Annotated in this window: 21 protein-coding genes and 1 tRNA gene; 12 read left to right on the plus strand and 10 right to left on the minus strand. The window is 35.6% G+C overall.

What is annotated here, in order from left to right; genetic code table 11:
• Positions 1 to 143 precede the first annotated feature (143 nt).
• The 3 genes from Q0972_RS03970 to lepA all read right to left on the minus strand — a co-directional run bounded on the left by Q0972_RS03970 (position 144) and on the right by lepA (position 4,425).
• Entirely contained in the window at positions 144 to 752 is a 609-nt protein-coding gene (locus tag Q0972_RS03970) for a DUF6705 family protein (RefSeq protein ID WP_299362887.1), read from the minus strand.
• A gap of 12 nt (positions 753 to 764) precedes the next feature.
• The gene (locus Q0972_RS03975; RefSeq protein ID WP_299362890.1) at positions 765 to 2,330 is read right to left on the minus strand and encodes a hypothetical protein; all 1,566 of its coding nucleotides are present in this window, start codon (positions 2,328 to 2,330) and stop codon (positions 765 to 767) included.
• 298 nt (positions 2,331 to 2,628) lie between these two features.
• Complete coding sequence (gene lepA, locus Q0972_RS03980; protein WP_299362892.1) at positions 2,629 to 4,425, minus strand: translation elongation factor 4; 1,797 nt, start codon at positions 4,423 to 4,425, stop codon at positions 2,629 to 2,631.
• Positions 4,426 to 4,643: 218 nt separating this feature from the next.
• On the opposite strand from lepA, the gene Q0972_RS03985 reads away from it, so the two are divergent.
• Positions 4,644 to 7,046 carry an outer membrane beta-barrel family protein gene (locus Q0972_RS03985; RefSeq protein ID WP_299362894.1) on the plus strand — a complete coding sequence of 801 codons (2,403 nt, stop codon included), beginning with the start codon at positions 4,644 to 4,646 and terminating at the stop codon, positions 7,044 to 7,046.
• On the opposite strand, the gene Q0972_RS03990 is transcribed toward Q0972_RS03985, so the two are convergent.
• Positions 7,043 to 8,158: a hypothetical protein gene (locus Q0972_RS03990; protein WP_299362896.1), complete on the minus strand. Its 1,116-nt coding sequence runs from the start codon at positions 8,156 to 8,158 to the stop codon at positions 7,043 to 7,045. The two genes, Q0972_RS03985 and Q0972_RS03990, sit on opposite strands and share 4 nt — an antisense overlap.
• Positions 8,159 to 8,218: 60 nt before the next feature.
• On the opposite strand from Q0972_RS03990, the gene Q0972_RS03995 reads away from it, so the two are divergent.
• From Q0972_RS03995 to dusB, 3 genes are read left to right on the plus strand one after another with little or no spacing between them, the layout of a single operon-like run.
• Entirely contained in the window at positions 8,219 to 9,463 is a 1,245-nt protein-coding gene (locus tag Q0972_RS03995; RefSeq protein ID WP_299362899.1) for a M28 family peptidase, read from the plus strand.
• A 14-nt stretch (positions 9,464 to 9,477) separates the two neighbouring features.
• A complete protein-coding gene (locus Q0972_RS04000) occupies positions 9,478 to 9,867 on the plus strand; it encodes a DUF4345 domain-containing protein (RefSeq protein WP_299362901.1) in 390 nt (129 codons plus the stop codon).
• Between the two features lie 21 nt (positions 9,868 to 9,888).
• The gene (gene dusB, locus Q0972_RS04005; RefSeq protein WP_299362902.1) at positions 9,889 to 10,881 is read left to right on the plus strand and encodes a tRNA dihydrouridine synthase DusB; all 993 of its coding nucleotides are present in this window, start codon (positions 9,889 to 9,891) and stop codon (positions 10,879 to 10,881) included.
• A 173-nt stretch (positions 10,882 to 11,054) separates the two neighbouring features.
• Here the strand turns inward: dusB and Q0972_RS04010 are convergent, their stop codons facing one another.
• Positions 11,055 to 12,260 carry an FtsX-like permease family protein gene (locus Q0972_RS04010; protein ID WP_299362904.1) on the minus strand — a complete coding sequence of 402 codons (1,206 nt, stop codon included), beginning with the start codon at positions 12,258 to 12,260 and terminating at the stop codon, positions 11,055 to 11,057.
• The gene (gene rbfA / locus Q0972_RS04015) at positions 12,261 to 12,653 is read right to left on the minus strand and encodes a 30S ribosome-binding factor RbfA (RefSeq protein ID WP_299363074.1); all 393 of its coding nucleotides are present in this window, start codon (positions 12,651 to 12,653) and stop codon (positions 12,261 to 12,263) included.
• Between the two features lie 107 nt (positions 12,654 to 12,760).
• Between rbfA and mce the strand changes: the two genes are divergently transcribed.
• Together mce and Q0972_RS04025 are read left to right on the plus strand one after the other, a co-directional pair.
• Positions 12,761 to 13,165 (plus strand): methylmalonyl-CoA epimerase, encoded by a 405-nt coding sequence (gene mce, locus Q0972_RS04020; RefSeq protein WP_299362906.1) that lies wholly within the window; start codon positions 12,761 to 12,763, stop codon positions 13,163 to 13,165.
• A 75-nt stretch (positions 13,166 to 13,240) separates the two neighbouring features.
• A tRNA-Ile gene (locus Q0972_RS04025) sits at positions 13,241 to 13,314 on the plus strand.
• Positions 13,315 to 13,558: 244 nt separating this feature from the next.
• On the opposite strand, the gene Q0972_RS04030 is transcribed toward Q0972_RS04025, so the two are convergent.
• Positions 13,559 to 14,632 (minus strand): DUF4932 domain-containing protein, encoded by a 1,074-nt coding sequence (locus tag Q0972_RS04030; protein WP_299362908.1) that lies wholly within the window; start codon positions 14,630 to 14,632, stop codon positions 13,559 to 13,561.
• A gap of 233 nt (positions 14,633 to 14,865) precedes the next feature.
• Here Q0972_RS04030 and Q0972_RS04035 point away from each other — a divergent pair, with 233 nt between their 5' ends.
• Positions 14,866 to 15,027 (plus strand): hypothetical protein, encoded by a 162-nt coding sequence (locus tag Q0972_RS04035; RefSeq protein ID WP_299362910.1) that lies wholly within the window; start codon positions 14,866 to 14,868, stop codon positions 15,025 to 15,027.
• Positions 15,028 to 15,146: 119 nt separating this feature from the next.
• The gene (locus Q0972_RS04040) at positions 15,147 to 16,781 is read left to right on the plus strand and encodes a hypothetical protein (RefSeq protein ID WP_299362913.1); all 1,635 of its coding nucleotides are present in this window, start codon (positions 15,147 to 15,149) and stop codon (positions 16,779 to 16,781) included.
• A 410-nt stretch (positions 16,782 to 17,191) separates the two neighbouring features.
• Here Q0972_RS04040 and Q0972_RS04045 read toward each other — a convergent pair whose 3' ends face one another.
• From Q0972_RS04045 to Q0972_RS04055, 3 genes are all read right to left on the minus strand, one after another.
• Positions 17,192 to 18,349, minus strand: a complete 1,158-nt coding sequence (locus Q0972_RS04045) for an alpha/beta hydrolase-fold protein (RefSeq protein WP_299362915.1) — start codon at positions 18,347 to 18,349, stop codon at positions 17,192 to 17,194.
• 119 nt (positions 18,350 to 18,468) lie between these two features.
• The gene (locus tag Q0972_RS04050; protein ID WP_299362917.1) at positions 18,469 to 19,233 is read right to left on the minus strand and encodes a DUF1835 domain-containing protein; all 765 of its coding nucleotides are present in this window, start codon (positions 19,231 to 19,233) and stop codon (positions 18,469 to 18,471) included.
• A 20-nt stretch (positions 19,234 to 19,253) separates the two neighbouring features.
• Positions 19,254 to 19,697, minus strand: coding sequence for a nuclear transport factor 2 family protein (locus tag Q0972_RS04055; RefSeq protein ID WP_299362919.1), 444 nt, complete (start codon positions 19,695 to 19,697; stop codon positions 19,254 to 19,256).
• 455 nt (positions 19,698 to 20,152) lie between these two features.
• Here Q0972_RS04055 and Q0972_RS04060 point away from each other — a divergent pair, with 455 nt between their 5' ends.
• Genes Q0972_RS04060 through Q0972_RS04075 form a run of 4 tightly spaced genes read left to right on the plus strand, consistent with a single transcriptional unit; the run spans position 20,153 to position 24,121 of the window.
• Positions 20,153 to 21,298 carry a hypothetical protein gene (locus Q0972_RS04060; protein ID WP_299362921.1) on the plus strand — a complete coding sequence of 382 codons (1,146 nt, stop codon included), beginning with the start codon at positions 20,153 to 20,155 and terminating at the stop codon, positions 21,296 to 21,298.
• 9 nt (positions 21,299 to 21,307) lie between these two features.
• Positions 21,308 to 22,339, plus strand: coding sequence for a sensor histidine kinase (locus Q0972_RS04065; protein WP_299362923.1), 1,032 nt, complete (start codon positions 21,308 to 21,310; stop codon positions 22,337 to 22,339).
• Positions 22,336 to 23,385, plus strand: coding sequence for a histidine kinase (locus tag Q0972_RS04070; protein WP_299362925.1), 1,050 nt, complete (start codon positions 22,336 to 22,338; stop codon positions 23,383 to 23,385). The genes Q0972_RS04065 and Q0972_RS04070 overlap by 4 nt, the downstream gene beginning before the upstream one ends.
• On the plus strand, positions 23,360 to 24,121 hold the full coding sequence (locus tag Q0972_RS04075) for a LytTR family DNA-binding domain-containing protein (protein ID WP_299362928.1): 762 nt from the start codon (positions 23,360 to 23,362) through the stop codon (positions 24,119 to 24,121). The genes Q0972_RS04070 and Q0972_RS04075 overlap by 26 nt, the downstream gene beginning before the upstream one ends.
• Positions 24,122 to 24,343 lie beyond the last annotated feature (222 nt).

Consider the following 24,343-nt stretch of genomic DNA (forward strand, 5'->3'; position numbering starts at 1 on the left):
TCAAAACATTATTGATATCTTTATAATAGGCGTTATCAGGTACCTCTATGATTGGAACGGTTTCCATATTTAAAATTGGGCTTTGTGCTTTACAGTTAAGAACTGTGGTTACAAGTATTATAATCAATAGAAATTTCAAATCGTTACTGTTTAATCAAGATGACATCATGCATTTGCCAGGGTAAAGTAGGAGCTGGCACTTCGCCATCAGATGATAAATCAAACTTATAATAATTCATTTCAATATTAATCTTTAAGGCTTCTTGACCATTAACTTGTCTTTTATGTAACATTAACCAGCCTACATGCCCATCTGAAGTGGTGTCATTTATGGATAGTCCTAAATATTTTTCACTATCAATGCAATCATCAACAGGTAAATATTGACAATTATCAAATATTAGATTACCGTCAATACTAGCCGAAATACCCAGATTAGGATTATCTGCATCGGTAAGGGTATTTATTTTTTCAATACCATTTTCTATATACTGGTAACCGCCAACCATAGTGTCCTCATAATAGTCGCCATTAAAGTATTGTACACTTTTTACTAAGCTAATCTTTAATGAAATGGTATCGTTGGAGTATAACCAAGTCCCTTCAAAGTCGTTCAAAACATTATTGATATCTTTATAATAGGCGTTATCAATATTATTCCAGCCTTGGTCATCCAAGGATAATAATGGACTTTGTGCTTTACAACTGTATAGGCTTAATGCCAATGTGAATATTGTTACTATTTGTTTCATGATTATTAATTTTTAATTACATGGGGTTTCATTAACAGTATCTGAATTGTTTTCATCCAATTCTAATTTCTTCCAGTTACTAAGGTTAGTATCCGTCGCTTTATAAAAGGCTATACCATAATCTCCATAGAGTTCTAAAAAGGTCTGCTCTAAGTTAGTACTTTTCTTATATTCTTTAGCCATCGCTTTTTCAATGCTCTCGTCTTTTCTCTCATCAGTATTTCCTTCGGCATTATTCCAATCGTTTTCAATTTTTGTAGTCAATGTTTGTATATCATCAACCTTTAGCGCATAGGTTTCGTTGTTTGGTGCTACAACTATAATAAATACATCGGGTTTAAAGTAGTTATTGGTTTCTTCGTATAATAATTTAATAGCTTGTAAGTCAAACCAAGAAAACACCTTATACGTGCCTTTAGGGTGTGTATGCATCTGCCCCACCCATAGGGCAGAGTAGTTTAACTTAGACTTAGTTTTAGATTCTCCTTCTTGTACCCCGTTAGGATCGGGTACTGGCCTGGTATTACCGCCCACCCACTCATTTGAGTAGTTTAGATACCATTCTTTTTTGAGATTGATTCTAGCACGTAGTTGATTGACATATGGCAAGATATTGGAACCCAAGGAATCCGTATCTACCAACCTTTTGAGGCTCTCACACTCGGTTTTTGGTATTTCTTGTCTCCCGGTCTCTTTTATAATAGTACTAATGGGCGGATTATCATCTACAGGGTCAGGATCTAAACTACTGCCACCACCAAAATAACCATCATTGGGATCGTAAGGGTCGTTTTCAAGTTCTGGATCTGGGTTTCCCAGATATTCTTGGCATGAGTAATAGGGCAGGATTTCCACACGCGGAAGCGTACCGCCTTCTTGGTCACAGTTGCAGAATTCGCCCGGCATATGCTGTGGATAACAGCTACAGGGGATCTCTGTTTGCCTCATATCGATCAAGACAACCCCAAAACAGTCATAGGGGTAATGAACGCTCCAATCGGAAAAGTAACTGCTCCCGCCTCCAGATCCTGAGTCAAGCCCGGGGTCTGGGTCTAGCCCCGGTCCACCTTCTTCAAAGGCCTCATCAGGGTCAGTGTACTGGGTAAGTGTTGCCCTTTTAGACTGTACCTTGCCTTGGTAGACCTCGTTTTTATTGTTCAGCCAATATTCGGTCGGTGTATATTTTGTGATAAACATATCGGAAGCACCGTTTTTGTATTCAATGGTCAAGTTATAGAACACTAAGCTGTCATTATCTGCGATTCTCATGGTATATGAGGTGTAGTCGCCCAAAGTTACTTGTTTTATGATATCGGTTTCAATGATCAGGCCAAGTGTATCCGTAGTTGATTTGCCCTGGAGGCTTTCGGGGGATCGAGATCTTTTATGATGGTCTAGATTAAACTGGGATTTGAGCTGTTTGAATATGGCATTGTTACCATCATAGGCTATGGTCTGGATTTTGGGTATTTTTTGTTTTGTATTCTGTTCGGTATAAACCGAATCGTCCTTTTGGCAGGCGAAATACAGGGTGAGCAATCCTATACTCAGGATTAAAAACAGGAGTTTGTTTTTCATACCGTTGTAGGTTTAAAAGTTAGTGGTCAAATTTGGGTGGGGTTAATTTGTTTTCAAATCGAGAATGAGCAAACACTATCTTTGTGTGAGTGAATCGTCTTTCGGTTTGAGCACGTCATTAACCATAACGGTAGTATATAACCGTCAGTTATAGTTTTAGACACACACTTTTTTGGTTTGGTCACTTATTTTAGCAATTCTGGATGCCTGCCTATTGACAAATAGGTGTGTTAACTTGCATAAACAATGGCAGTTCGCTATTTCATTAACTTTTTTGGAAGGGGGGTTTAGAATGCTTTTAATCATTCAACTTTAAAACGGCCATAAACGCCTGCTGAGGTATCTCTACATTACCTACTTGGCGCATACGCTTTTTACCTTTCTTTTGCTTTTCCAAGAGTTTACGCTTACGCGAAATATCACCGCCATAACATTTTGCAGTAACGTCTTTACGTAGCGCCTTAATGGTTTCTCGTGCTATGATTTTAGCGCCGATAGCGGCCTGTACAGGAATATCAAACTGTTGCCTTGGGATGAGCTCTTTGAGTTTTTCGGTCATTTTTTTACCAATGGTATAAGCATTGTCTGTATGTACAAGAGCAGAAAGCGCATCTACGGTTTGGCTATTTAATAATATATCGACACGGACCAATTTTGAAACGCGCAAACCGATAGGTGAATAATCGAACGATGCATAACCTTTTGAAACCGTCTTTAATCGATCGTAAAAATCAAAAACAATTTCGGCCAAAGGCATATCAAAGCTCAACTCAACACGCTCTGTAGTTAAATAGGTTTGATTGGTAATTTGCCCACGCTTTTCAATACAAAGACTCATTACCGGGCCCACAAAATCCGACTTTGTGATGATGGTCGCTTTAATATAGGGTTCTTCAACACGATTTAAGGTTGAAGGTTCTGGCAAATCCGAGGGATTATTTACAATAACAATATCATCAGGATTTTTGTTAGTAAAGGCATGATAGCTTACGTTTGGTACCGTAGTAATAACCGTCATATCAAACTCACGTTCTAGACGCTCTTGTATAATCTCCAAATGGAGCATTCCTAAAAAGCCACATCGGAACCCAAAACCTAGAGCGGCAGAGCTTTCCGGTTGAAATACCAAAGACGCATCATTTAACTGAAGTTTTTCCATCGAGGCGCGGAGCTCTTCATAGTCTTCAGTATCTACGGGATAAATTCCGGCAAATACCATGGGCTTAACATCTTCAAATCCTTCGATAGCATTCGTAGTTGGTGTTTTGGCATCGGTAATGGTGTCACCAACTTTAACTTCACGAGCATCTTTAATCCCAGTAATTAAATACCCAACATCGCCAGCTTTTATCTCTTGCTTAGGGACTTGCTTTAGTTTTAAAGTACCAACCTCGTCAGCAAAATAACTTTTCCCTGTATTTATAAATTTTATGTTTTGCCCCTTTTTTATTGAACCATTTATTACCCTAAAATAGGTTTCAACACCTCTAAATGGATTGTAAACCGAATCAAAAATCAAGGCCTGTAAAGGTTCATTTAGGTTACCTTCTGGCGCAGGAATGCGTTCAATGATCGCTGCCAAGACATCTTCAACTCCAATACCTGTTTTTCCACTGGCAGGAATAACTTCCTCTGGGTCACAACCCAATAAGTCTACAATATCATCAGTCACCTCTTCTGGATTGGCACTGGGCAAATCAATTTTATTAAGTACAGGAATAATTTCCAAATCATTCTCTAATGCTAAATACAAATTGGAAATGGTCTGTGCCTGAATACTTTGTGCAGCATCAACGATTAAAAGTGCACCTTCGCAAGCGGCAATAGAGCGGGACACCTCGTACGAAAAATCTACATGGCCTGGAGTGTCAATAAGATTTAAAACATAGTGCTCGCCTTGGTAGGTATATTCCATTTGGATAGCGTGAGATTTTATGGTAATGCCTCTTTCTCGTTCCAAATCCATATTGTCTAGCAATTGGTCTTGCTTTTCCCTATCGGTAACAGAACCTGTAAAGTCTAGTAGGCGATCAGCCAGTGTACTCTTACCGTGGTCTATATGTGCTATAATGCAAAAATTGCGAATGTTCTTCATCTATCTTTTTCTAAGCCAAGAATTTGGGTGCAAATATAATCGATTTCTTATGTTTGAAGTACTAAAAAGCATTTTTTAAACCTCGATGAGCTGCTGAAAAACCATGGTATAAATTAAAAAATAATCTTTACAAAAACACTTTTAAACCTCGATGAACTACGCAAAAACCATAGTATAAATTAAAAAACTATCTTTATCTTGCAATTCAAACCTAACTAATGATTGCCCATCTACGGTCTTACATCAGCGCAGCTCTTCTTGTGCTGACCATTAATGCTTTTGCACAGGATTTTTCCATTTCGGGGAGAGTTGTCGATGCAGATCGAAACCCTATTGAATTGGCCAATGTTATTGTTTTTACGGAAATTGAAAAGACGTTTGTGGCTGGCACTTCTACCGATGGTGAAGGGTTTTTTAAGATAGATAATATAAGCGATGATACCTATTTTATAAAAATAAGCTTTATTGGTTTTGAAGACTTTGAACAGATCATTATCCTTACGGGACAATTGGACTTAAAAACAATTCAGCTTAATGAAATTCCGGAAAGTTTGGATGAAGTAACCATAGTAGCTAAAAGACCAACCATAACCCGTAAACCAGATCGTTTAGTTTTTAATGTTGAAAATACAGCTTTAATTGAAGGTAATACGTTAGGCGTTTTAAAAAATACTCCAGGTGTTATCGTTAGTGAAGGGAGTATTAATATTAAAAGCGCACCTGCTACAGTTTATATCAATAACCGAAAGGTACAGTTAACGTCCGAAGAGCTAATTCAGCTTTTAGAAAGTGCACCAGCCAATAGCATAAAATCGATTGAAGTAATCACCAATCCGCCTGCAAGTTATGACGCCGATAGTGGATCCGTCGTTAATATTATTATGAGCAAAAATCTGATTACAGGCTACAGAGGAAGCATTTTTACAAATTATACTCAGGGCGTATTTCCAAGGTATAATGTAGGAACAAGCCATTATTTCAAAAACAACAAAATCAACCTGAATGTTAATTACAGCTATACCAATCAAAAGATTAATAGAAATCAGGACGACACCGTAAATTTTTTAGACACTTCTAATGCTATTGATCAAGTATGGTTATCCCATATCGATAGAAACACTTGGTCCGAAACGCACAATCTAAATCTCAACTTTGATTACTATATTGACGACAGAAACACATTAAGCCTTACAAGTACTGGATTGTACACACCATATTTTAAGTATCAAATTCAGAACAACACCAATATCTTTGATGCTCAACAAAATTTCTTATCTAGTTTTACGGCAGATAATTTATCCAGGGACAATAAATACAATATTGGTTCTAATCTAATTTTTAGACATGATTTTAAAAATGAAGCGAATCTAACCTTTGATGCACATTACACAATTTATGATTATGAACGTAACCAAAGCGTATTTCAAGACGAGCAGTTTATTGATGATTCAGAGTTTAATACTTTGGCCAACCAAGACACACAAATCATTACAGGTAAGTTAGATTATAGTTTACCTATTGATGAGACTTCTACTTTTGAAACAGGTATAAAATACTCCAATGTTAATACAGACAGTGATATTGAAAGAACAGATATCATAAATGGGCAGGAAGTACCAAACTTGGATAATACGGATGCCTTTAAATACGATGAAAGCGTATATGCTGCTTATGCCAACTATAGTAAATCCTGGGACAAGTGGGATTTAAACATTGGCTTACGAGCAGAACAAACCAATATTGAAGGGGAATCGGTATCTCTTAATGAAACCAACACCCAGGATTATCTCAATTGGTTTCCTAATGCAAGTATTTCCTATCAAATTTCGGATGATGTTAAAATTAAAGGAAACTATAAGCGAAGTATAGCTAGGCCTAGCTATACAGATTTAAATCCATTTACGTTTTTTATAAACGAAAACATGGTTGTATTGGGTAATCCTAATTTAGTACCGACTTATCTAGACCATTATTTGGTAGGTATCACTTTTTTGGAGCATTTTACTTTTGAAGCTTACTATATGAATTACGATGGCGATATTGTTGAGTTACCTAGACAGAATAACGAAACAAATATCGTTGCGTTTACCCCCGTTAATTTAGATAAAAAAGTAGACTATGGTTTTGACCTTGCTTTTGAATACTCACCAACCAATAGATGGTTTTTATATGCCGTAACATCTTTTTACAATGTTTCTGAAGAAGCTAATTTTGGTGAAGGATTTGTAGAGCTTAACCAGTGGGCAAATTACAGTGAATTGATGAACAGTTGGTCTTTATTAAAAGATCGAAGCTTAAATCTTAACCTAACTCTGGTTTATGGAAGTAAAAACCTGCAACAATTTCAAATCATTGAAGATAGATTGGTATCCGAGCTGAGCATTTCAAAATCAATTTTCAATAAAAAAGGAACCATATCCTTGACCTTAGGTGATATGTTTAATTTACAAGACTACGATAAATCTATTGACTATCTTAACCAATCAAGTAGAAGAATAGACGATATCGACAATAGATATATTAGATTGGGTTTCCGCTATAACTTTGGAAACACTAAACTCAACACAAACGAGAGAACTACAAAAGCCGAAGAACGCGATAGGTTGAAAGATTTAAACTAATCTTGCCATTCAGCAATAAAAAGATTGGTGTCTCTTGTACCACCATTGTTGCGATTCGAAGAAAACACTAAATATTTTCCGTCATTAGAGAAGACCGGAAAAGCTTCAAACGTTTTGCCATGTGTAACACGTCTAAGGTTTTTACCATCGATATCGATCATGTAAAGATTGAAAGGAAAACCTATTTCACTTTCAAAATTTGAAGAAAATAAAACCTTTTCCCCGCTAGGATGAAAAAACGGACTCCAGTTGGCATTACCCAAAAAAGTCAATTGGCGCAAATCAGAGCCATCAGCATTACAGATAAACAATTCCATGTCACTTGGTTCTACCAAACCTCTAGCTAGCAATTCCTTGTATTCGGTTTTTTCCTTTTCCGTTTTTGGTCGAGAAGATCTAAAGATGAGCTTAGTACCATCTGGTGAAAAAAACGCACCACCATCATAGCCCAATTCATTAGTAATTTGTTTCACATCTGTACCATCGATATTCATGGTATAAAGCTCTATATCCCCACTTCGGGTTGAGGTAAACACAATTTTATCACCTTTTGGTGACACAGTAGGTTCTGCATCGTAACCTGGTTCATCCGTTAATTGCTTTACGATATTACCTTGTAAATCCGCCACAAAAATGTCGTAAGTGTCGTAGATGGGCCAAATGTATTTTCCGTTTTCTTTAGTTGGAACTTCAGGACATTTCTCACCACCCAAATGGGTAGAAGCATAGATAATATGTTTGTTGTCTGGCAGAAAATAAGAGCAGGTTGTTCTACCCATTCCGGTACTTACCATTGGGGGTGCAATACTATCAGATAGAGTTTCGTCTGCATTCATTAAAAACATTTGGTCACAACCCACGCCCCATTTGGCATTGTTAGACTGAAACACCAATTGCTTGTCATCAAAGCTCCAATACGCTTCAGCATTATCACCACCAAAAGTAACTTGACGAAGTGATTTGAAGTTTTTTTCCTCAGGATATATTAATGGGTTTTCAACTTTAGTTGAATCTATTTGAATCGTTTTAGTAGTTTCTGTCTTTTTGGTTGTTTCTTTTTTGCAAGACAAAAAAGACATCAATACAACAAGAATTAAAGCTAATTTCTTCATGTTAAAGGGTATAATAAGTGGCTTATAATGCCTAATTTTGCTCAAAAATAAGATATCCTTATGAAAAAAATAGTGTTTTTGTTTCTTTTAGTAGGGCTGTTTTCTTGTAAAAAAGAGGCTGAAGTTTTAGAAAATAAGATCAAGGAAGATGTGGCTTTTTTGGCCGATGACAAATTAGAAGGACGCCAAACAGGCACTGATGGCGAAGTTAAGGCATCAAAGTATATTGTGGAGCGTTATAAAGAAATAGGCCTACAACCCAAAGGGACCGAAGATTTTCTACAATCGTTTTCTTTTAAACCAAAAACAGATCCGCACAAAGAGGTAGAATTCACAAAAAATACAGATAGCACAATTACAGGAAACAATGTTATTGGCTTTATAGATAATGGTGCACAAACAACTGTGGTTATTGGTGCACATTACGATCATTTAGGCTATGGTGGTGAAGGCTCATTGTATCGAGGTGAAGAAAAATTAGTACACAATGGCGCAGATGATAATGCTAGTGGTGTTGCGATAATGCTAGATTTGGCAAGACGATTACAATCGAAAAATAGCGCGGCAGAAATCAAAGACCAAAATAACTATATGTTTATGGCATTTTCTGGGGAAGAAATGGGATTATTGGGATCTAATTACTTTTCTAAAAATCCAACTGTCGATGCTAAATCTATTAACTACATGATTAATATGGATATGGTGGGTCGTTTAAAAGCCGATAACACCCTGGCGGTTTATGGCACAGGAACCTCACCATTATTTAGACAAACCATAAAATCCAATAATGAGAAGTTTACATTGATTGAAAATGAAAGTGGTGTAGGCCCAAGTGACCACACATCCTTTTATTTAATTGATGTGCCGGTTTTACACTTCTTTACGGGTCAACATGAGGATTACCACAAACCTAGCGACGATGCCGATAAACTGAATTATGAAGGGATGAATCTTATTTCAGACTACATTTTTGATATCATTTCAGATCTAGATGATAATGGCGAGTTGGCCTTTAGAACTACTAAAAATGAAAGTGAAGAAACTCCAAGATTCAAAGTAGGATTGGGAGTGGTGCCTGATTATTTATTTGATGGGAAAGGGATGCGAATCGATGGGACCAGGGAAGATACTCCTGCGTTTAATGCAGGCTTGCAAAAGGGTGATGTAGTGGTAAAGTTAGGAGATAGTTTGGTTACCGATATGATGAGCTATATGAGAGCATTATCCGTTTTTGATAAGGGTGACGAAGCCGACATTTCTGTGATGCGTAACGATCAAAGAATAGATACTAAAGTAAAGTTCTAGACTAAAAACCAATAGTGGAAAAAAGAACGATAGTCACAAAAATCCATTTGGTTATTTCTGTATTTATTGTAATTCCAGCAGCCTTAATTTATGGCTTTAATTTGGGTGATTTTTTGGATATTAGCTTCATTACCACAGACGAACAAAGTTTTTCTAAAGCTATAATGGGACTATATCTTGGGTTTTCAATCTTATGGACACTTGGAATTTTTAGGTCAGAATACCTCAAAACAGCGTTAATATCTAATGCGATTTTTATGTTGGGTTTAGCTCTTGGTAGACTATTGAGCATCATTATGGATGGGCTGCCCTCGGAAGCCTATATGTTTGGAACCGTTGGTGAATTGATTTTGGGAGGTTATGGTTTTTGGGTGTTAAACAGTAAATACCTCAAAAAGTCTTAGCTTTGCATCAAAAATTTTGCCTTGGTTAAAATAGACAACATAGAATTGGGAGAATTTCCGTTGCTGTTAGCACCTATGGAAGATGTAAGTGATCCGCCTTTCCGCGCCTTATGCAAGGAACAGGGAGCAGACGTAGTATATACGGAGTTTGTGTCTAGTGAAGGGCTAATCCGAAATGCAGCAAAGAGTGTTATGAAGCTCGATATCTATGAAAAAGAGCGACCAGTTGGTATTCAGATTTTTGGGGCTAATATGGACAGCATGCTTCAAACTATTGACATTGTAGAGCGATCCAATCCAGATATTATTGACATTAACTTTGGTTGTCCTGTAAAAAAAGTAGTATCTAAAGGTGCAGGTGCAGGGATATTAAAAGATGTCTGTCTCATGGAAAAGCTTACGGCCGAAATGGTAAAACGCACCAATTTACCTGTAACAGTGAAGACAAGATTAGGCTGGGATCACGATTCCATAAAAATTGTTGAAGTTGCCGAACGCCTTCAGGATGTAGGTATTAAGTCTATAGCCATTCATGGTAGAACCAGAGCACAGATGTATAAAGGAAATGCCGATTGGAAGCCGATCGCTGAGGTAAAGAACAATCCCAGAATGCACATCCCTGTATTCGGTAATGGCGATGTTAACACGCCAGAACGTGCAGCTGAAATGCGAGATAGTTATGGACTGGATGGCGCCATGATTGGCAGAGCCTCTATTGGTAACCCATGGTTTTTTAAGCAAGTAAAGCATTATTTTGAAACAGGTGAGCACTTACCGCCAATCTCAATGCCAGAAAGGGTTGAAGCAGCAAGGAGGCATTTACAGATGTCTATAGACTGGAAAGGCGAAAAACTAGGCGTATTCGAAACCAGAAGGCATTATACCAATTATTTTAAGGGGATTCCAAACTTCAAGGAATACAGAATGAAAATGGTCACCAGTGATGACTCAAAAGATGTTTTCGACACGTTTGATGAAGTTCTGGAAAAGTTTGCCGATTACCAATTTGCTTAGATAGATAGGAACGAGGCTTTAGGGATGAGGTGTTAGGGATTAGTTCTTAGTTTCAGTGATTATTTATAACGAAAAGCATTAGTCATGTCGAACGCGAGAGAGACATCACACAAAACCTAATTCTTTCAAATCAATATTTAGAATTTTTCAATTTCAGCTTCATCTTCAAAAAACTAGTTTCCTTTTATTAAAGCTTTGGTAATACGCAGTGACGCAATGCGCGAGGCAACAATACCTAAGGCAAAGATTGTTGCTAAAACCAAAACAATATTAAAGACATTTAAGCGCACCGGATAAGCCAGATCTGGCGTAAGCATTACCAAATCAAAAGACTGTTGTAAGAAAACAATCAGTAGCCCAATAACTACACCTATTAAACCGCTTACCATAGTCATTAAGCTGCCTTGCCAAAAGAAAATAGACTTTATGGTTTTTGGTTCTGTCCCTAGGTTAAATAACGTATTTAGTGATTTCTTTTTGTCTAAAATCATCATGATAATGGCCCCGATGACATTAAATAACGCAATAATAATAACCAAGGTAAAGATGAGATAGATGGCCAGATTTTCGGTATTCAACATTTTAAATAAGGCATCATTGAGCTGCTCTCTATTTTTAATGGAGAACTTGTTGTAGAACTTAGAATTAATGGCGTCTCTTACATTATTCTCATTGGCTTCGGGCTTCAGTTTTAATTCTAAGGCGCTAATTTGACGTTCTTTATAATTCAAAAGCTGTTTCGCCAAGGCAATATCCGAAAAAACATATTCTGAATTCAGCTCTTCATTAATGTCAAACAAGCCTACATTATTTACAAGAACAGTATTATAAGCACTTTTAATGGAGCTCAATTGCCCTCTTCCTGGTTTAGGGACATAAAGTGATAATGATTTTCTAAAATCCAATATTCCGAAAGAGAGATTGTTTGAAATGCCCCAACCAGAAACGACATCGTTGCTTTCTGGCAATATCCAGTTGCCTTTAGAAATCATGGAATCGATGTTGGTGACATTCAAATAATTGGAATCAACCCCTTTTAAAGTGGCGAGAAGGTTCTTGTTTTCAAACTTAATAATAATGCGTTCCTCAATGATTTCAGAAAAAGAAATGACACCATCAATTTCATTTAGTTTCAATTTGTCTTCTTCCGAAAAGATGAAAGACTTACCTGTAGATGGGAGTAACTTTAAATCTGGGTCTACAAAAGATGAAAATTGAAGGCTAAAATCTTTGAGTCCGGCAAAAACAGAAAGTACAATAAATAAGGCTGCAGAGGCAATAATTACGCCGCCTGAAGCTATTAAAGTCATAATATTTATAGCATTACTACTGCTTTTGGAAAACAGATAACGTTTTGCTATATACAAAGGAAAATTCACTTAAGATTTTTTACGCTTATCGAGAAGGTCTGTATTATCAAGAGGGTTATCTTCTCCTTTTAGTGAACGTTCTATACCATCAATATATTCTAGGGAGTCATCAATAAAGAACTCAAGTTGTGGCACACGCCTTAGTTGATGGCGCGTGCGTTGTGAGAGTTCGTGCCTAATTAACGGTGTGTTAGATTTAATACCGTCCAATAAACTTTCGGCCTCTTTGTTAGGAAAAATGCTTAAATACACCTTAGCAATGGACAAATCTACGGTGACACTTACTTTAGAAACAGAAATAATAACGCCTTTAAGTCCACCCGAAGTTGCAGCCTGCTGTAAAACCTCGGCCAAATCCTGTTGTAATATTCCTGCTATTTTTTTTTGTCTATTGCTTTCCATCTTGCAAAAGTAGAGCATATTTGATGATTATGGTATTTTTATATAACAAAAATCATAGTTTGCAATTATAAGAATTCCGTTCTTTGGCGAATAAAACGTATCAGATCATGAAAAAAATTGAGCACATAGGCATAGCAGTAAAAGACATAGAAAAATCAAATGACTTATTTAAAACCTTATTTGGCGAAGCACATTACAAAATTGAAGACGTAGAAAGCGAGGGTGTAAAAACATCCTTTTTTAAATGCGGACCTAATAAGATAGAATTACTTCAGGCTACAAATGAAAATAGCCCAATAGCAAAGTTTATAGAAAAAAAAGGTGAGGGCATCCATCATATTGCATTTGCTGTTGATGATATTGATGAAGAAATTAAGCGTTTGACAAATGAAGGTTTTCAAATGATCCATAAAGCGCCAAAAAAAGGAGCAGATCATAAACTAATTGCATTCTTACATCCAAAATCATCGAATAGCGTGTTGGTAGAGTTATGCCAAGATATTAGGGATTAAAATTCTTGTAGAGTTTTAAAATATATAGTAATATTGCAAACTCTTTAGAAATAAAGAAATTGGTAATTGCCAATAGGTCCTATAACTCAGTTGGTTAGAGTATCTGACTCATAATCAGAAAGTCCCTGGTTCGAGCCCAGGTGGGACCACGGAGTGGTAAGAAAACCTTCACTAAAGTGGAGGTTTTTTTCATGGAATGCACCCTGGGTGAGAAGTCTATGCCGAGCGCAGCCGAGGTAAGCCCAGATGGGACCACAACATTTAGATAAGACTTTAGTATACTGCTAGAGTCTTTTTTTATTAAGCATTTTAAGAGCAAGAAGCAATGCATTGAACTTGTCGAAATGTTTATGATGAGCGCATAACGTGTCAAAATGAGCCTAGGAGAAAACACTAATATAAAGAGTTCAATAATTGTGGTAAATAGGTATCAATCGAATTATAAGTGTCTCGATTGTTTTCGTATTTGATGATAGAAGTCTCTAGGTTTTTAAGGTAAATAAACCCTCTATTATCTATGTATTCGGAGCGTAGTCTGTTGGCCCTTATAGTATCATTCATAGCTAGCGCAATCCTTATTTCCCCTAGTCTTACAATATGCTCAGCTACACAGGTGCTCCATGATCTATAGCCTTGTCTTTCCATTATTGATTTAATTGGACTAAACAGGTGTTCACTTTTATCAATCAATTTTTTATTTGATTCCAATTCAGTGATAGGATTAATAAATGAATGACCAAACTCATGAACTGTTAATTCATCAATTTCTTTCGAATTGCCGAACCCATAGCCAAATTGTGTTGAATCTTTAGTCATAATAACCGGCCCAAAAACATTAAAGACTTTAAAACCCACATTAGCTTTAATTCTCATACCAAATCCCATGGTATGATATATGGTTGGGGAAGGAATTAGAGTGTAACTCTCATTTTGTTTTCCGTAATAATCTTCCATGGTACTGATAAAGTGTTTTGGAGGAAGATTTTTTTTAACTTCACTATTTACGTTAGCGAAGTAGGAACGATGTTTTTCAAAAAATGCCTCTAACTTTGCATCGAGATAAAAGGCGTTCATAGCATTGATAAACCTTTCAATGATGTCTTGATTGTCTTTGATTTTTTTTGTAGTCGACTCATCTAATTTATGGATGAGTTTGGCATTTGGTACAGAAGATGTTTTCAGCATAACTTCCGTCATTTTATCAAGCCAAAATCCTTGGCTCACTAATGAATCAATCAGTAGAATAGCCTGATGTTTTTTGTACTTTTCAAACTCATTTCTAGCAAGTTCTTTCATTGGCTGGTAGTCGTCAAATGGAAAATTCCAGAAACCATTTTCTGCAATTTCAAAACAAATTGCTAGAGTTTCGATATTATAATTTGTTATTACATTTATTTCTTTCCTATGTTCATTTTTGCATGCTATAAACAAAAAAAAGCTTAAAGCAAACATTAATAACTTATTCATTGAATTCTCTTTATTTGGTTCCTTACCTAACTCGATAAAAAATACGTTTTGGTTATATATTTTGGGATTCAAATATTGCCAATTTATTTTTTCAGGAAAACAAATAATGCTAATGAATCTATGCTATCATTAATTGAAAGGGATACCACAAGATCTTAGACAGATACAAATAAAATTGATACAAGCAATTCAAGCTTTTAAATGGAATGTTAAGGTGTGCTCAAAATCTATCAATGCATACCTATGGTCTTGCCGAAACTTATATGACGGATGGAAATACCTCTAAGTCCTTTTATTGTTACGATATAACCCTAAATATGTTGGAGAAAAAAGAGGCTGAATGGATAGACCATGTAAAAAACCAAATAAAGAAGTTGAAGGAGATAAAATCATGATTTTCATTTCTATGAGGGCTCAATTTTAATTTGACCTTTTTTTAACATTCACTTAAAATAATTACCTTATACAGAAACTAATTTTGAGCAGTAATTAACCCAAATTATTTTAAATTATCATGAAAAAATTATTTCTCTTAACCGTTTTTTTTATTAGCTTTTTCTCTTGCACAAAAGATGATGTAAACCCCTTATCCAAGGAAGATGCCTCTTACGATATTTTGAGTTTTGTTCCTGATGGCTATGAAGTTTTTCCTTTTAAGGAATTTTCAACCCTAGACGATAAATCTATCTTAGAAGGTAAGGAAAAGGCCATAATTACACTAAATTACAGTCTAATTTCGGAGGAAGAAAAAAGTTTGTTAAAAGCGATTGTTTTAGAAAGCGATATACCTTTTCTTGTTGCAGGCTCTGAGGCGGTTAACTCTATTCCAGAAATTGTCGGTATTAAATCCTCATCAGATGTAGTAGCACTGGTGTACAATAAAGTAGGACAAGGTATCACCACTGAGTTTTTCGACAAATCAACTGAGTTAAAAGAAACCACATATCAAACTAATGCTATAGATTTTAATCGATTAGAAAACTTTTCGGAAGAAGAAAAGGAATCTATTAACCGACAATTAACCAAAGCAAATCCTACTGAAGATCTGGAAAGCTTGTGGAGTCAATATTATAAAGAATTAGACCAGTTTAAGGAACAATATAAAAACACCAAGCATTTTGAGAATAAAAAAATGTTTGAAACCACCACTGGTACACCATTAGAAGATGCTGTTTTTAAGATCAGAAATACTTTTTCTGAAGCCCTAAAAGAAAGAGTAACTGGAAGCGCAAATACCAAAACAACAACAGATCTTTCAGAGTACAAATTAAGAACCTTAGTACGTCATGTAAATACAAGTGCTACCTATAGTAATAATAGATTAGGAACACTTCCTTACGATTATACTTATGGTGATTTTAATCTAAATTACAGAGCTATAACTCAAGTAGCAGAAGGAACCTATCGAGGCTCTTCAGAAGTCAGGATTTTTATAAACTCCACCATTAAGGCAAGCCCAGGGGTAAGGGCTATTGCGGTAGATAGTTATCCAGGAGACGGTTCTGCAGGTTGGTGTACTGGAAGGGATGCTTTAAAAAATATATTGGAACGGTTTGAACCCTTATTTGAATTTGACGATGATTTTGATTACGACGACTATGGACCAGTAGCTGGAGCAGCTGGAAGTGGTTCTTACTCCAATTCTCAAAGTCTTTCTATTAAATTAAAACCTTTAAAACCTCAAGAATTTGTAGAATTGGATTTTAGATTAGGACAATCTTATTCTTATTCTATGCCTTCTTACTATTTTACAAACCAAACAAATCATTTTCCGTCGTGGCGTTATAAAAAGATGAGTTGGAAATGGGAGCCTGGGTATTGTTGTCATGGATCTTACAACAATGGCAATGGCTTATTATCAAATTATGTAGGAGCTTGGAATCATGATGATTTATTTTGTAATAGCTGGCAGCGACCTATTCCAATGAGGCAAACCAACAAAAACAACGTACATATTTCTATATCTGCTCCTAAATCCCAAGTATATAGATGGGTAGATTTGAGACACGACATAGAAATGGATATCAGAGATTTAAAGGGATTCGTAAGTTTATGGTTTGGCTGCACTTCAGGTATCCCCTATATTAGTAATTCTTCTTTACGAGAATATAAAGCTTATAGTCGAACCTGGTGCTACACAGAATTTTAGAGCTAATGAACAAAAGATAAGGGCTATGTCCCTAAGAAACCATTGTATATTTTAGTGAATACTTTGAACTATATGCCCTCTCATAACACTCAATAATAGACAAGTTATTACAAATGAGGGGGCTAACAGTTCGGAGATGCAAAAGGACAAAGAAAAGCCGAAAAGATACCACGTTCTAAATGTAAACAACACGGATAAAAGGGTGAGAACTTTACACCTTTATGTAATCATTTAACTATCAAATATTTACAAAATCATCTCAAATGATTCGTAATATTTGGGCAAATTGAGGAGACAACTAAAAGATTAGCTACAGTAACAGGTATTACATTAATATCTAATCTTGTTTGGTTTGATGACAAGGCCCTAAAGTTTAATATGGTATTTAGAGTATGGCCATTTTCTATTATCTAGTTCTTTAATATTTCTTCTATTCTCTTTATACTTTGCATATAGTATGCTACATCAGAATTCTGTTCTTTTGCCTTTTTTAGTGCGAGTTCGTAGTACTCTTTTGCTTCCTTAAACTGTTTTTGTCTCTCAAAATATTCGGCCAAACTATCATATGCATTTGCCGAGTCGGGAAAATGCTCCACGTTATATTTAAATAAGCTATAAGCTGCATCAGGTTTTCCTTCGCGCAAAACATTGTAACCAATCCTGTTTACTAAATGCTCTGGAATCTCAATTTTATTATTGAAACTGTATAAATCATTCAGTAATTTATAATGATCAATTAAACCTTCAATTCCTCTATCTCTTTGGTAGAAAGGCACGAACCAAAATTCGTGTAAAGATCTTAGGCCATCATTAAGGCCAATTAATTTTGATGTTTCGTGGGTTTCAGAATCATAAACGTTATAGTTCCATCGTATATTTTTTGAATTGGCCTTGCTTTTAAACAAGTTAATTGTACTTCTAAAATTTATTCTCATCTGATCATAAACTTCATCAGCCAAAGAAAGAAAGACGAATTTCTTGTCATTTGTTGACGGTCTGTCAAAATACTTCAACGCATGGTTAAATAAGAGTCCCTTGTCGTGATACAAGCTTGGGCTGATGGCAATGTAATTATCAAATACCTCAGGATGATTGTAGAGAACATACATGGCAAATAAACCACCTAGGGAGGATCCGTAGATTGTTCTGTTTGATTGTGTTTTGTAGTTTTTCTCAATTTCTGGAATCAATTCATCCACCAAGAAAGAAAGAAAGTTTTCAGCACCTCCACCAGATGGTGACCAATCCGTTTTTGTTGGTGTTAAATCACGATCTCTATTGCTTCTATTATTGATGCCCACAACAATAGTTTCTGGCATAAATCCTCTGTTTGTTAAAAAATTAACTGTAGACGAGGCTAATTTAAAAAGTTCATGTCCATCTAGAACATACAAAACAGGATAAGCTTGGGTATCATTATAATTATCTGGGGTTGAGATGTAGTATATTCTTTCTTCATTTAAAACATTAGAATATATTTTGTTTTCTGTTCCAATTGTTATTTCCTGACTTAAAGATGGGGCAATTATTGTAATAAATAATAAAACAGTTAAGGTTGATTTTTTCATTCGGTTATTTTTTATAACCTGAAGACTCAAGAATTTTGTAAAGGTTACATTTATCCGAGCCTTATTTTTACACAGCTCATTTTGATTTTGGTAGCATGTGTAAGTCTTATGAATGCATTTTAATGGTTGTTTTTTATGTCATCAAAAAGTCTTTTTACTTGCAGGTCACCAAATCCGTAGATGCTTTCGCGTTTATTAAATTCCACAAACACTGGCCCAAATGATTCTGTTCCTAATTCGTTTATGATGTCCAGTAAGGTTTGGGAAGGTCTTCCGGGATAGTTTTCCGTGGGAATTCTGGCTATATGTGCTTCAACAGCGTTGTATATAAAAGGATAATTCGATTTTAATTCTTTAGCGGTTTTAATCAATTCTTCGGTGTCGTTTTTCTGATAGGAATTCCATAGATGGGCTATTTGATCAAACTCGTTTACTGGTATTTTTTGTTGGTATGCAGTAAGTAGTTCTGACTCATTGAGTCCACCAAACCCATATGGAGTGTGAGTGGCTGGTCTAATTAAAAACACGTTGCAATCTTTCACGTTATTTAAAATTAGATTGATGCTAAACCAAAAATTGACTTGGCAGAACAGATCATCTTCAAACCAAAGGTTAATTTCAGATTTATTGGGTATGTTCTGTATTTTTTGGAATTCCGATACAGAATCAGCATAATAATCTTTTTTAGAATAGCTTCCTCCATAAAGTACTGTAACGAATTTGGCCCTAACCTCAAACAATTCGTTTAACGTGTTGGCACTGATATCGCCATCAACAAAACATTCGCGTGCAACAATGATTTCTCCATCAATCTGTTTGGGGAACCGCCCTTTCAAGGCATCGCCATTAAGGATATGGTATTGATTGATTTGTTTCTTTTTCATACGTTCGTTATAAGTTGATTTTAACCTTTCTTCTTTTTAAATTCCCAAAACACGTTTATGATTTTCCAATCATCATTTAGCTTTACTAGATGAATATATTCAACCCATCTAAGGTTTGGATATCCCGTATTTAAACTGGCACTTGCCATATTTCCAAAGATAGAAATGTTTTCCACGCTATTGTTTTGGTGCTTTAAATCAAACTTTGGTTTTGTTGCCATAAGCTCTTTTAATTTTTCAGGCGGAAAATCATCACTCAATGTAGTTCCGTCTTGATTTAAACCTCTTTTTGCAAGACGTGGATGCAATGATTTATTCATTTCATCAAAGTTGTTTTCAAAGAAATTTTCAATATAGTTTAAAACTGTTTTTTCAATGGCTTTATTTTCTAAGTCCTCTTGTTGGGCAATTGCCGTAAAACCAAAAAAGAAGATTACTATTGTAAAAAATAATGGTGTTTTCATATCAGAAAATTAAATTAGTAGTTAAAAATTATGCGCTGTTTTTATACGCCATGTTTATTTCCATAGAAATTTACAGGCATTATTTCAGCAACTATTTTCAAATATTGCTAAAGATATTCCATAGCCGTTTAATGCAATGAATTCTTACAGTTTTCCATTTAACCTTTTAATGTGGCCAGATAGTTTTAATGTTTTTTGTATTACGAGCTTTTTTCTATTAAAGCGGAATGTTTTATTTTATGACGACTGTTGGATTAGAGCATGCGAGTTGGCATTTATAATGCTAAATTCTGATTGAGCTCTTTATTAAGATGCTTGTGCTCATTTATAGATAGTATTATACAAGACCTAATAATTGGATGATTCATGTCGTAAAACGTACTGTTGAATACATTTCTTTATTAGTGTTAATACCATCCCCATAGATTTGCCTCATCATCTTAAATCGAACAGTTATGAAAAAAATTTTAAAGCACATGATTAAACTATTTATTTTGACCAGTCTCTTTGGGAATACTCAACTTTTTGCTCAATCAGAGAGTTTTTCATTCCGGACTTATGGCGAACGTAACGAGGTCAACTATACTAAAAATGGCACAGAGTATCACATAGAATACGATGGTGAGATTGCCATTAATGATGACGACACCGATGTCGTTTCAATATCCAGTGGAGGTTATTTAGAAATCAGTAAAAGGGTTTTTGGGACTGAAAGACGGATACTGATTGAATCTGGCAGGAACGGGAACCTCATAAGAAAATATTTTATAAACGGTAAGGAAAAACCATACAGCCCAGAAGGTAAAAACTGGTTAAGTGATGTATTACCAACAGTTGTCAATAAAAGTTCCGTGGGGGCAAAATCCAGGATTAAACGATTTTATGAAAAAGGCGGTATCGATAGTGCGCTTAAAGCCGTTCGAAAGATCAACAGTAACTCGTTAAAAACGATCTATTATGAAATAATTATGGATTATAGTTTAAGCGAAGAGGAAAAAATAAAGGTGGTCAGATCGGCAGGAAACACGATCAGTTCAAATTCAAATTTAACAGGATTGCTCATTAGGATTCGAAGCCACTTTTTTGATAACGACCAGTTGATATCGGCCTTTGTGGACGCAGCCAAGAAGATTGGTTCTGATTCTAACCTTACCCAGCTTTTGAAGGAGATTTCAAAGGATGAAAAGGTTTCAAACTCAAAGTTCACCAAGTTCTTGTCATGTGGTTACACCATCAACTCCGATTCTAACCTTTCGTATTTGTTGATACAGACCATATCCAAAAGAGGAATTGATGGGGGTATTTTAGATAAAACGTTAGAACTGCTTGAAAAGGAAATCAGTTCAAGTTCAAATGCCTCTGATGTTTATTCAACAATAGCAAAAGTTAAAAATCTGAGTGAAGAACAATTGATGAAGACGTTGTCCTCGGCATCCGAATCTATAAGTTCAAGCTCCAATCTGATGCGTGTTTTTCTTGACTTTTCCAAGCAGGTCAACCATTCGTCCCAAAGGGTAAAGACACATTATATAAAAGAGGCAAAGGCAATTAGCTCTAGCTCTAACTACAGAAAAGCAGTGAGCGCAATTAATCTTGATTAAATTATACTGATGACCCTAGACAATACCAACAATCGCAAGGTTCTTACCATAACGCATGCTATTTTAATTGCATATGGTTTGCTTACAGGGTTTATTATTCATTATTATACCATAAATGGTGATTCGGATTTAATTACTGATAGTTTTGCGTTCCCATATATCATGTATTCAGGGGTCCTAGGCCTTGTAATTGCCTATTTCTTTTATGCCATCTTTAGGGTTTTAAACATTACAATCAAAAACGACAGGCTGTTTTGGAGTCTTATGGTTCAGTGGTTATTGATTCTTGTGTTTTCCGTTTTGTTGCTTCTGCCATACCTTAAACTAATGACCCGTTCGCAGGGTTATGACAACGGCCTTTTTATTAAGTGCGCCATTATAGTGTTCGTAATTGTTACGGTAGGAAGCTTTATACAATTCTCATTGCTTTCCTTTTATCAACTTTTAAAAACAAGATTAAAAAATGTGAGTACGGAGCGCAAAATGGTGGATTTACAACTTAAAACCCTAAAGCAGCAGCTTGGGCCTCATTTTCTGTTCAATGCGTTAAACTCAGTTTCGGGATTAATGCTCAAGAACTCCAAAAAGGCAGATTTCTTTTTAAGGAATCTTTCCAAGATATACCATAACAATTTCAATGCCTACGATGGTCAGTTAAGAACACTAAAAGAAGAACTTGATCTTGCGATCGCCTATCTAAATTTATTAAAGATTAAACACCCAGAGTTCTTGTACTTTTCATCTACTGTCGATGATGCTTATCTAAACGATTGCAAACTACCACCATTAGCACTCCAAATTCTTATTGAGAATGCCGTAAAGCATAACATTATGGACGATGAAAATATCTTAACCATTGAACTATTCTCAGAAGGCAAGTATGTGATAGTAAAAAATAATATTACCCAAAGCCCAAAAGAGTTTGATACATTTAAGTTAGGACTAAGCAACCTAAAACATCAATATAAGCTGATCTCCAATCAGCAAGTTATAATTGATAAGGGACGCCACTTTAGTGTAAAACTTCCGCTTATAAAATGAAACAGCTTACGTCTCAACATATCATCTACAGGCTTGTAAGTCCCATTTTTATTGGAATAATAGTATACGTGCTATTGCTGCTGTTGAATAATGATTTGGATCAAGTAAGAAATTCTTTTTTGGGCGAAGAGTTATATGTGTGTATCATCTTGGTTTATCTCAATCAAGAGCTGTTAAGGATGTGTCTTTTGAAATATTTAAAGTATCATTCCAAAAAGGGAATCTATTACTGCTTTATAGTGGGTATTGTACTAGCCCTGGTCCTTTCAACTATAATAATCAGCGCCCTGATATATGTCTATTACAAAGTGTTTTTGGAGTTTGCACCCAGTTTTGGCGAGATTGTAGCATTCAATACCATTTTTTGTTGTTTTGCACTCATCTACGGATTGGTATTTATAGCTCAATACTTTATAGACAGCTATTATCAAAGAGGGTTAGAACTTGAAATCCAGGACAAGCTGGCTGCGGACGAAGCATTAAAGGATTTTGTTAAGGAAATCAACCCTGATTTACTTTTTGAGTGTTTTGAAGAGATCGTGATATTGATGCATAAGAATGAGTTGAATACCGCTGATCATATCATCGATCTCCTCGCGATCAATTACAGATACTTACTACAAAACAAACGACAAGAACTTGTGCCCATAAAGGAGGAATTAGTTGCTCTCAATAGGTTTATTGAATTAATCAACACCTTGCCTTACAGGGCTGTAAAGCTAAAAACAGATTTGAGTACGGATTTTTTATGTGTCCCCTCAAGTCTGGTAAAGATGATGAACACTATTATAAGAAACTCTATAGTGACCAATAAAGTTGAATTGACGCTTCACCTTTATGAAGCGAATGATTATATCGGAATACAATACAACCCCATCGATAGAATAAACCAAGCGATCAAAATTGAGGATTTTGCTCATCTCAACTATGTTTACGAGATGTACTCAGCACGAGTTATCTCAATGGAAACCAAAGCAGAATACCGCGAAATTAAAATACCAAAAATAGTTTTAGAAATAGATGAAAGTAATTATCATAGAAGATGAGCAACCGGCAATCGATAAACTAGAAAGCTGCCTTAAAGCTTATGATAGTTCAATCGATGTCATCGCCAAATTATCAACGGTTAAGCAGTCGATAGAATGGTTGCCCCAAAATATGCAATCGTTTGATTTGGCCTTTATGGATATACGGCTGACCGATGGTTTGAGTTTCGATATATTCAAAAGCATCAACTTTGATAAGCCTATAGTGTTCGTTACGGCCTATGATGCTTATACCCTAAATGCTTTTGAGGTGCATAGTATTGGCTACCTTTTAAAGCCTATTAATTTAACTGAGCTGACAAAAACCATGAATAAGCTCAAAACATTTAAGTTGCATGTTACGGCAGAGCTTCTCGATTCAATTCAACATGGCTTTAAGAAAAGTTTTAAAGACAGGTTTTTGGTTAAAATGGGGCAACAGTTGCATGCCATAAAAACAAATGAGATAGATTTTTTTCATGCAGAGGGAAGAACCGTGTTTTTGACTAGCACAGAAAACAAGAAATTTATTTTGGATTACACTTTGGAAGAATTGGAAGAACTACTCGACGATGAAGTCTTCTTTAGAATCAATAGATCTGTTATCATCAATATAGGTGCCATTCGTAATGTTATCATCTATGGAGAGAGAAGGCTTAAAGTGATATTGAGAAAAGCCCATAATACCGATCAAGAGTTTATAGTCAGCAGAGGAAAAGTAGCCGAGTTTAAATCCTGGTTTGAAGGAAAGTTTTAAACAATAAATAATAACAGCGGCCAAGCGGTAATACACATATGTACTAAACATAGATTTTACTGGCTTAAGCCAACCAATCAATACTTAATAACAAAAAGAAACGCTGTAGATCAAACAATAAAGAATCATTTACTGGCCAGTAGCTGTTGATTCAAGTGCAAATTTAATCATTAAGACAAAAGGAATGGCAACCATTCCCTGATCTGATAGTGCCTTTAATTA

This window comes from Winogradskyella sp. (assembly GCF_028282165.1).
In the GTDB taxonomy this organism is placed as follows: domain Bacteria; phylum Bacteroidota; class Bacteroidia; order Flavobacteriales; family Flavobacteriaceae; genus Winogradskyella.

What these genes read in the sequence shown, in the direction of transcription:
- Q0972_RS04060 (WP_299362921.1), top strand. Translation starts at nt 20,153, where the DNA reads ATGAAAAAAATTTTAAAGCACATGATTAAACTATTTATTTTGACCAGT.
- mce (WP_299362906.1), top strand. Translation starts at nt 12,761, where the DNA reads ATGAAAAAAATTGAGCACATAGGCATAGCAGTAAAAGACATAGAAAAA.
- Q0972_RS04040 (WP_299362913.1), top strand. Translation starts at nt 15,147, where the DNA reads ATGAAAAAATTATTTCTCTTAACCGTTTTTTTTATTAGCTTTTTCTCT.
- Q0972_RS04075 (WP_299362928.1), top strand. Translation starts at nt 23,360, where the DNA reads ATGAAAGTAATTATCATAGAAGATGAGCAACCGGCAATCGATAAACTA.
- Q0972_RS04065 (WP_299362923.1), top strand. Translation starts at nt 21,308, where the DNA reads ATGACCCTAGACAATACCAACAATCGCAAGGTTCTTACCATAACGCAT.
- lepA (WP_299362892.1), bottom strand. Translation starts at nt 4,425, where the DNA reads ATGAAGAACATTCGCAATTTTTGCATTATAGCACATATAGACCACGGT.
- Q0972_RS04055 (WP_299362919.1), bottom strand. Translation starts at nt 19,697, where the DNA reads ATGAAAACACCATTATTTTTTACAATAGTAATCTTCTTTTTTGGTTTT.
- Q0972_RS03970 (WP_299362887.1), bottom strand. Translation starts at nt 752, where the DNA reads ATGAAACAAATAGTAACAATATTCACATTGGCATTAAGCCTATACAGT.
- Q0972_RS04045 (WP_299362915.1), bottom strand. Translation starts at nt 18,349, where the DNA reads ATGAAAAAATCAACCTTAACTGTTTTATTATTTATTACAATAATTGCC.
- Q0972_RS04070 (WP_299362925.1), top strand. Translation starts at nt 22,336, where the DNA reads ATGAAACAGCTTACGTCTCAACATATCATCTACAGGCTTGTAAGTCCC.
- Q0972_RS04035 (WP_299362910.1), top strand. Translation starts at nt 14,866, where the DNA reads ATGCATACCTATGGTCTTGCCGAAACTTATATGACGGATGGAAATACC.
- rbfA (WP_299363074.1), bottom strand. Translation starts at nt 12,653, where the DNA reads ATGGAAAGCAATAGACAAAAAAAAATAGCAGGAATATTACAACAGGAT.
- Q0972_RS03995 (WP_299362899.1), top strand. Translation starts at nt 8,219, where the DNA reads ATGAAAAAAATAGTGTTTTTGTTTCTTTTAGTAGGGCTGTTTTCTTGT.
- Q0972_RS03990 (WP_299362896.1), bottom strand. Translation starts at nt 8,158, where the DNA reads ATGAAGAAATTAGCTTTAATTCTTGTTGTATTGATGTCTTTTTTGTCT.
- Q0972_RS04050 (WP_299362917.1), bottom strand. Translation starts at nt 19,233, where the DNA reads ATGAAAAAGAAACAAATCAATCAATACCATATCCTTAATGGCGATGCC.
- Q0972_RS03985 (WP_299362894.1), top strand. Translation starts at nt 4,644, where the DNA reads ATGATTGCCCATCTACGGTCTTACATCAGCGCAGCTCTTCTTGTGCTG.
- Q0972_RS03975 (WP_299362890.1), bottom strand. Translation starts at nt 2,330, where the DNA reads ATGAAAAACAAACTCCTGTTTTTAATCCTGAGTATAGGATTGCTCACC.
- Q0972_RS04030 (WP_299362908.1), bottom strand. Translation starts at nt 14,632, where the DNA reads ATGAATAAGTTATTAATGTTTGCTTTAAGCTTTTTTTTGTTTATAGCA.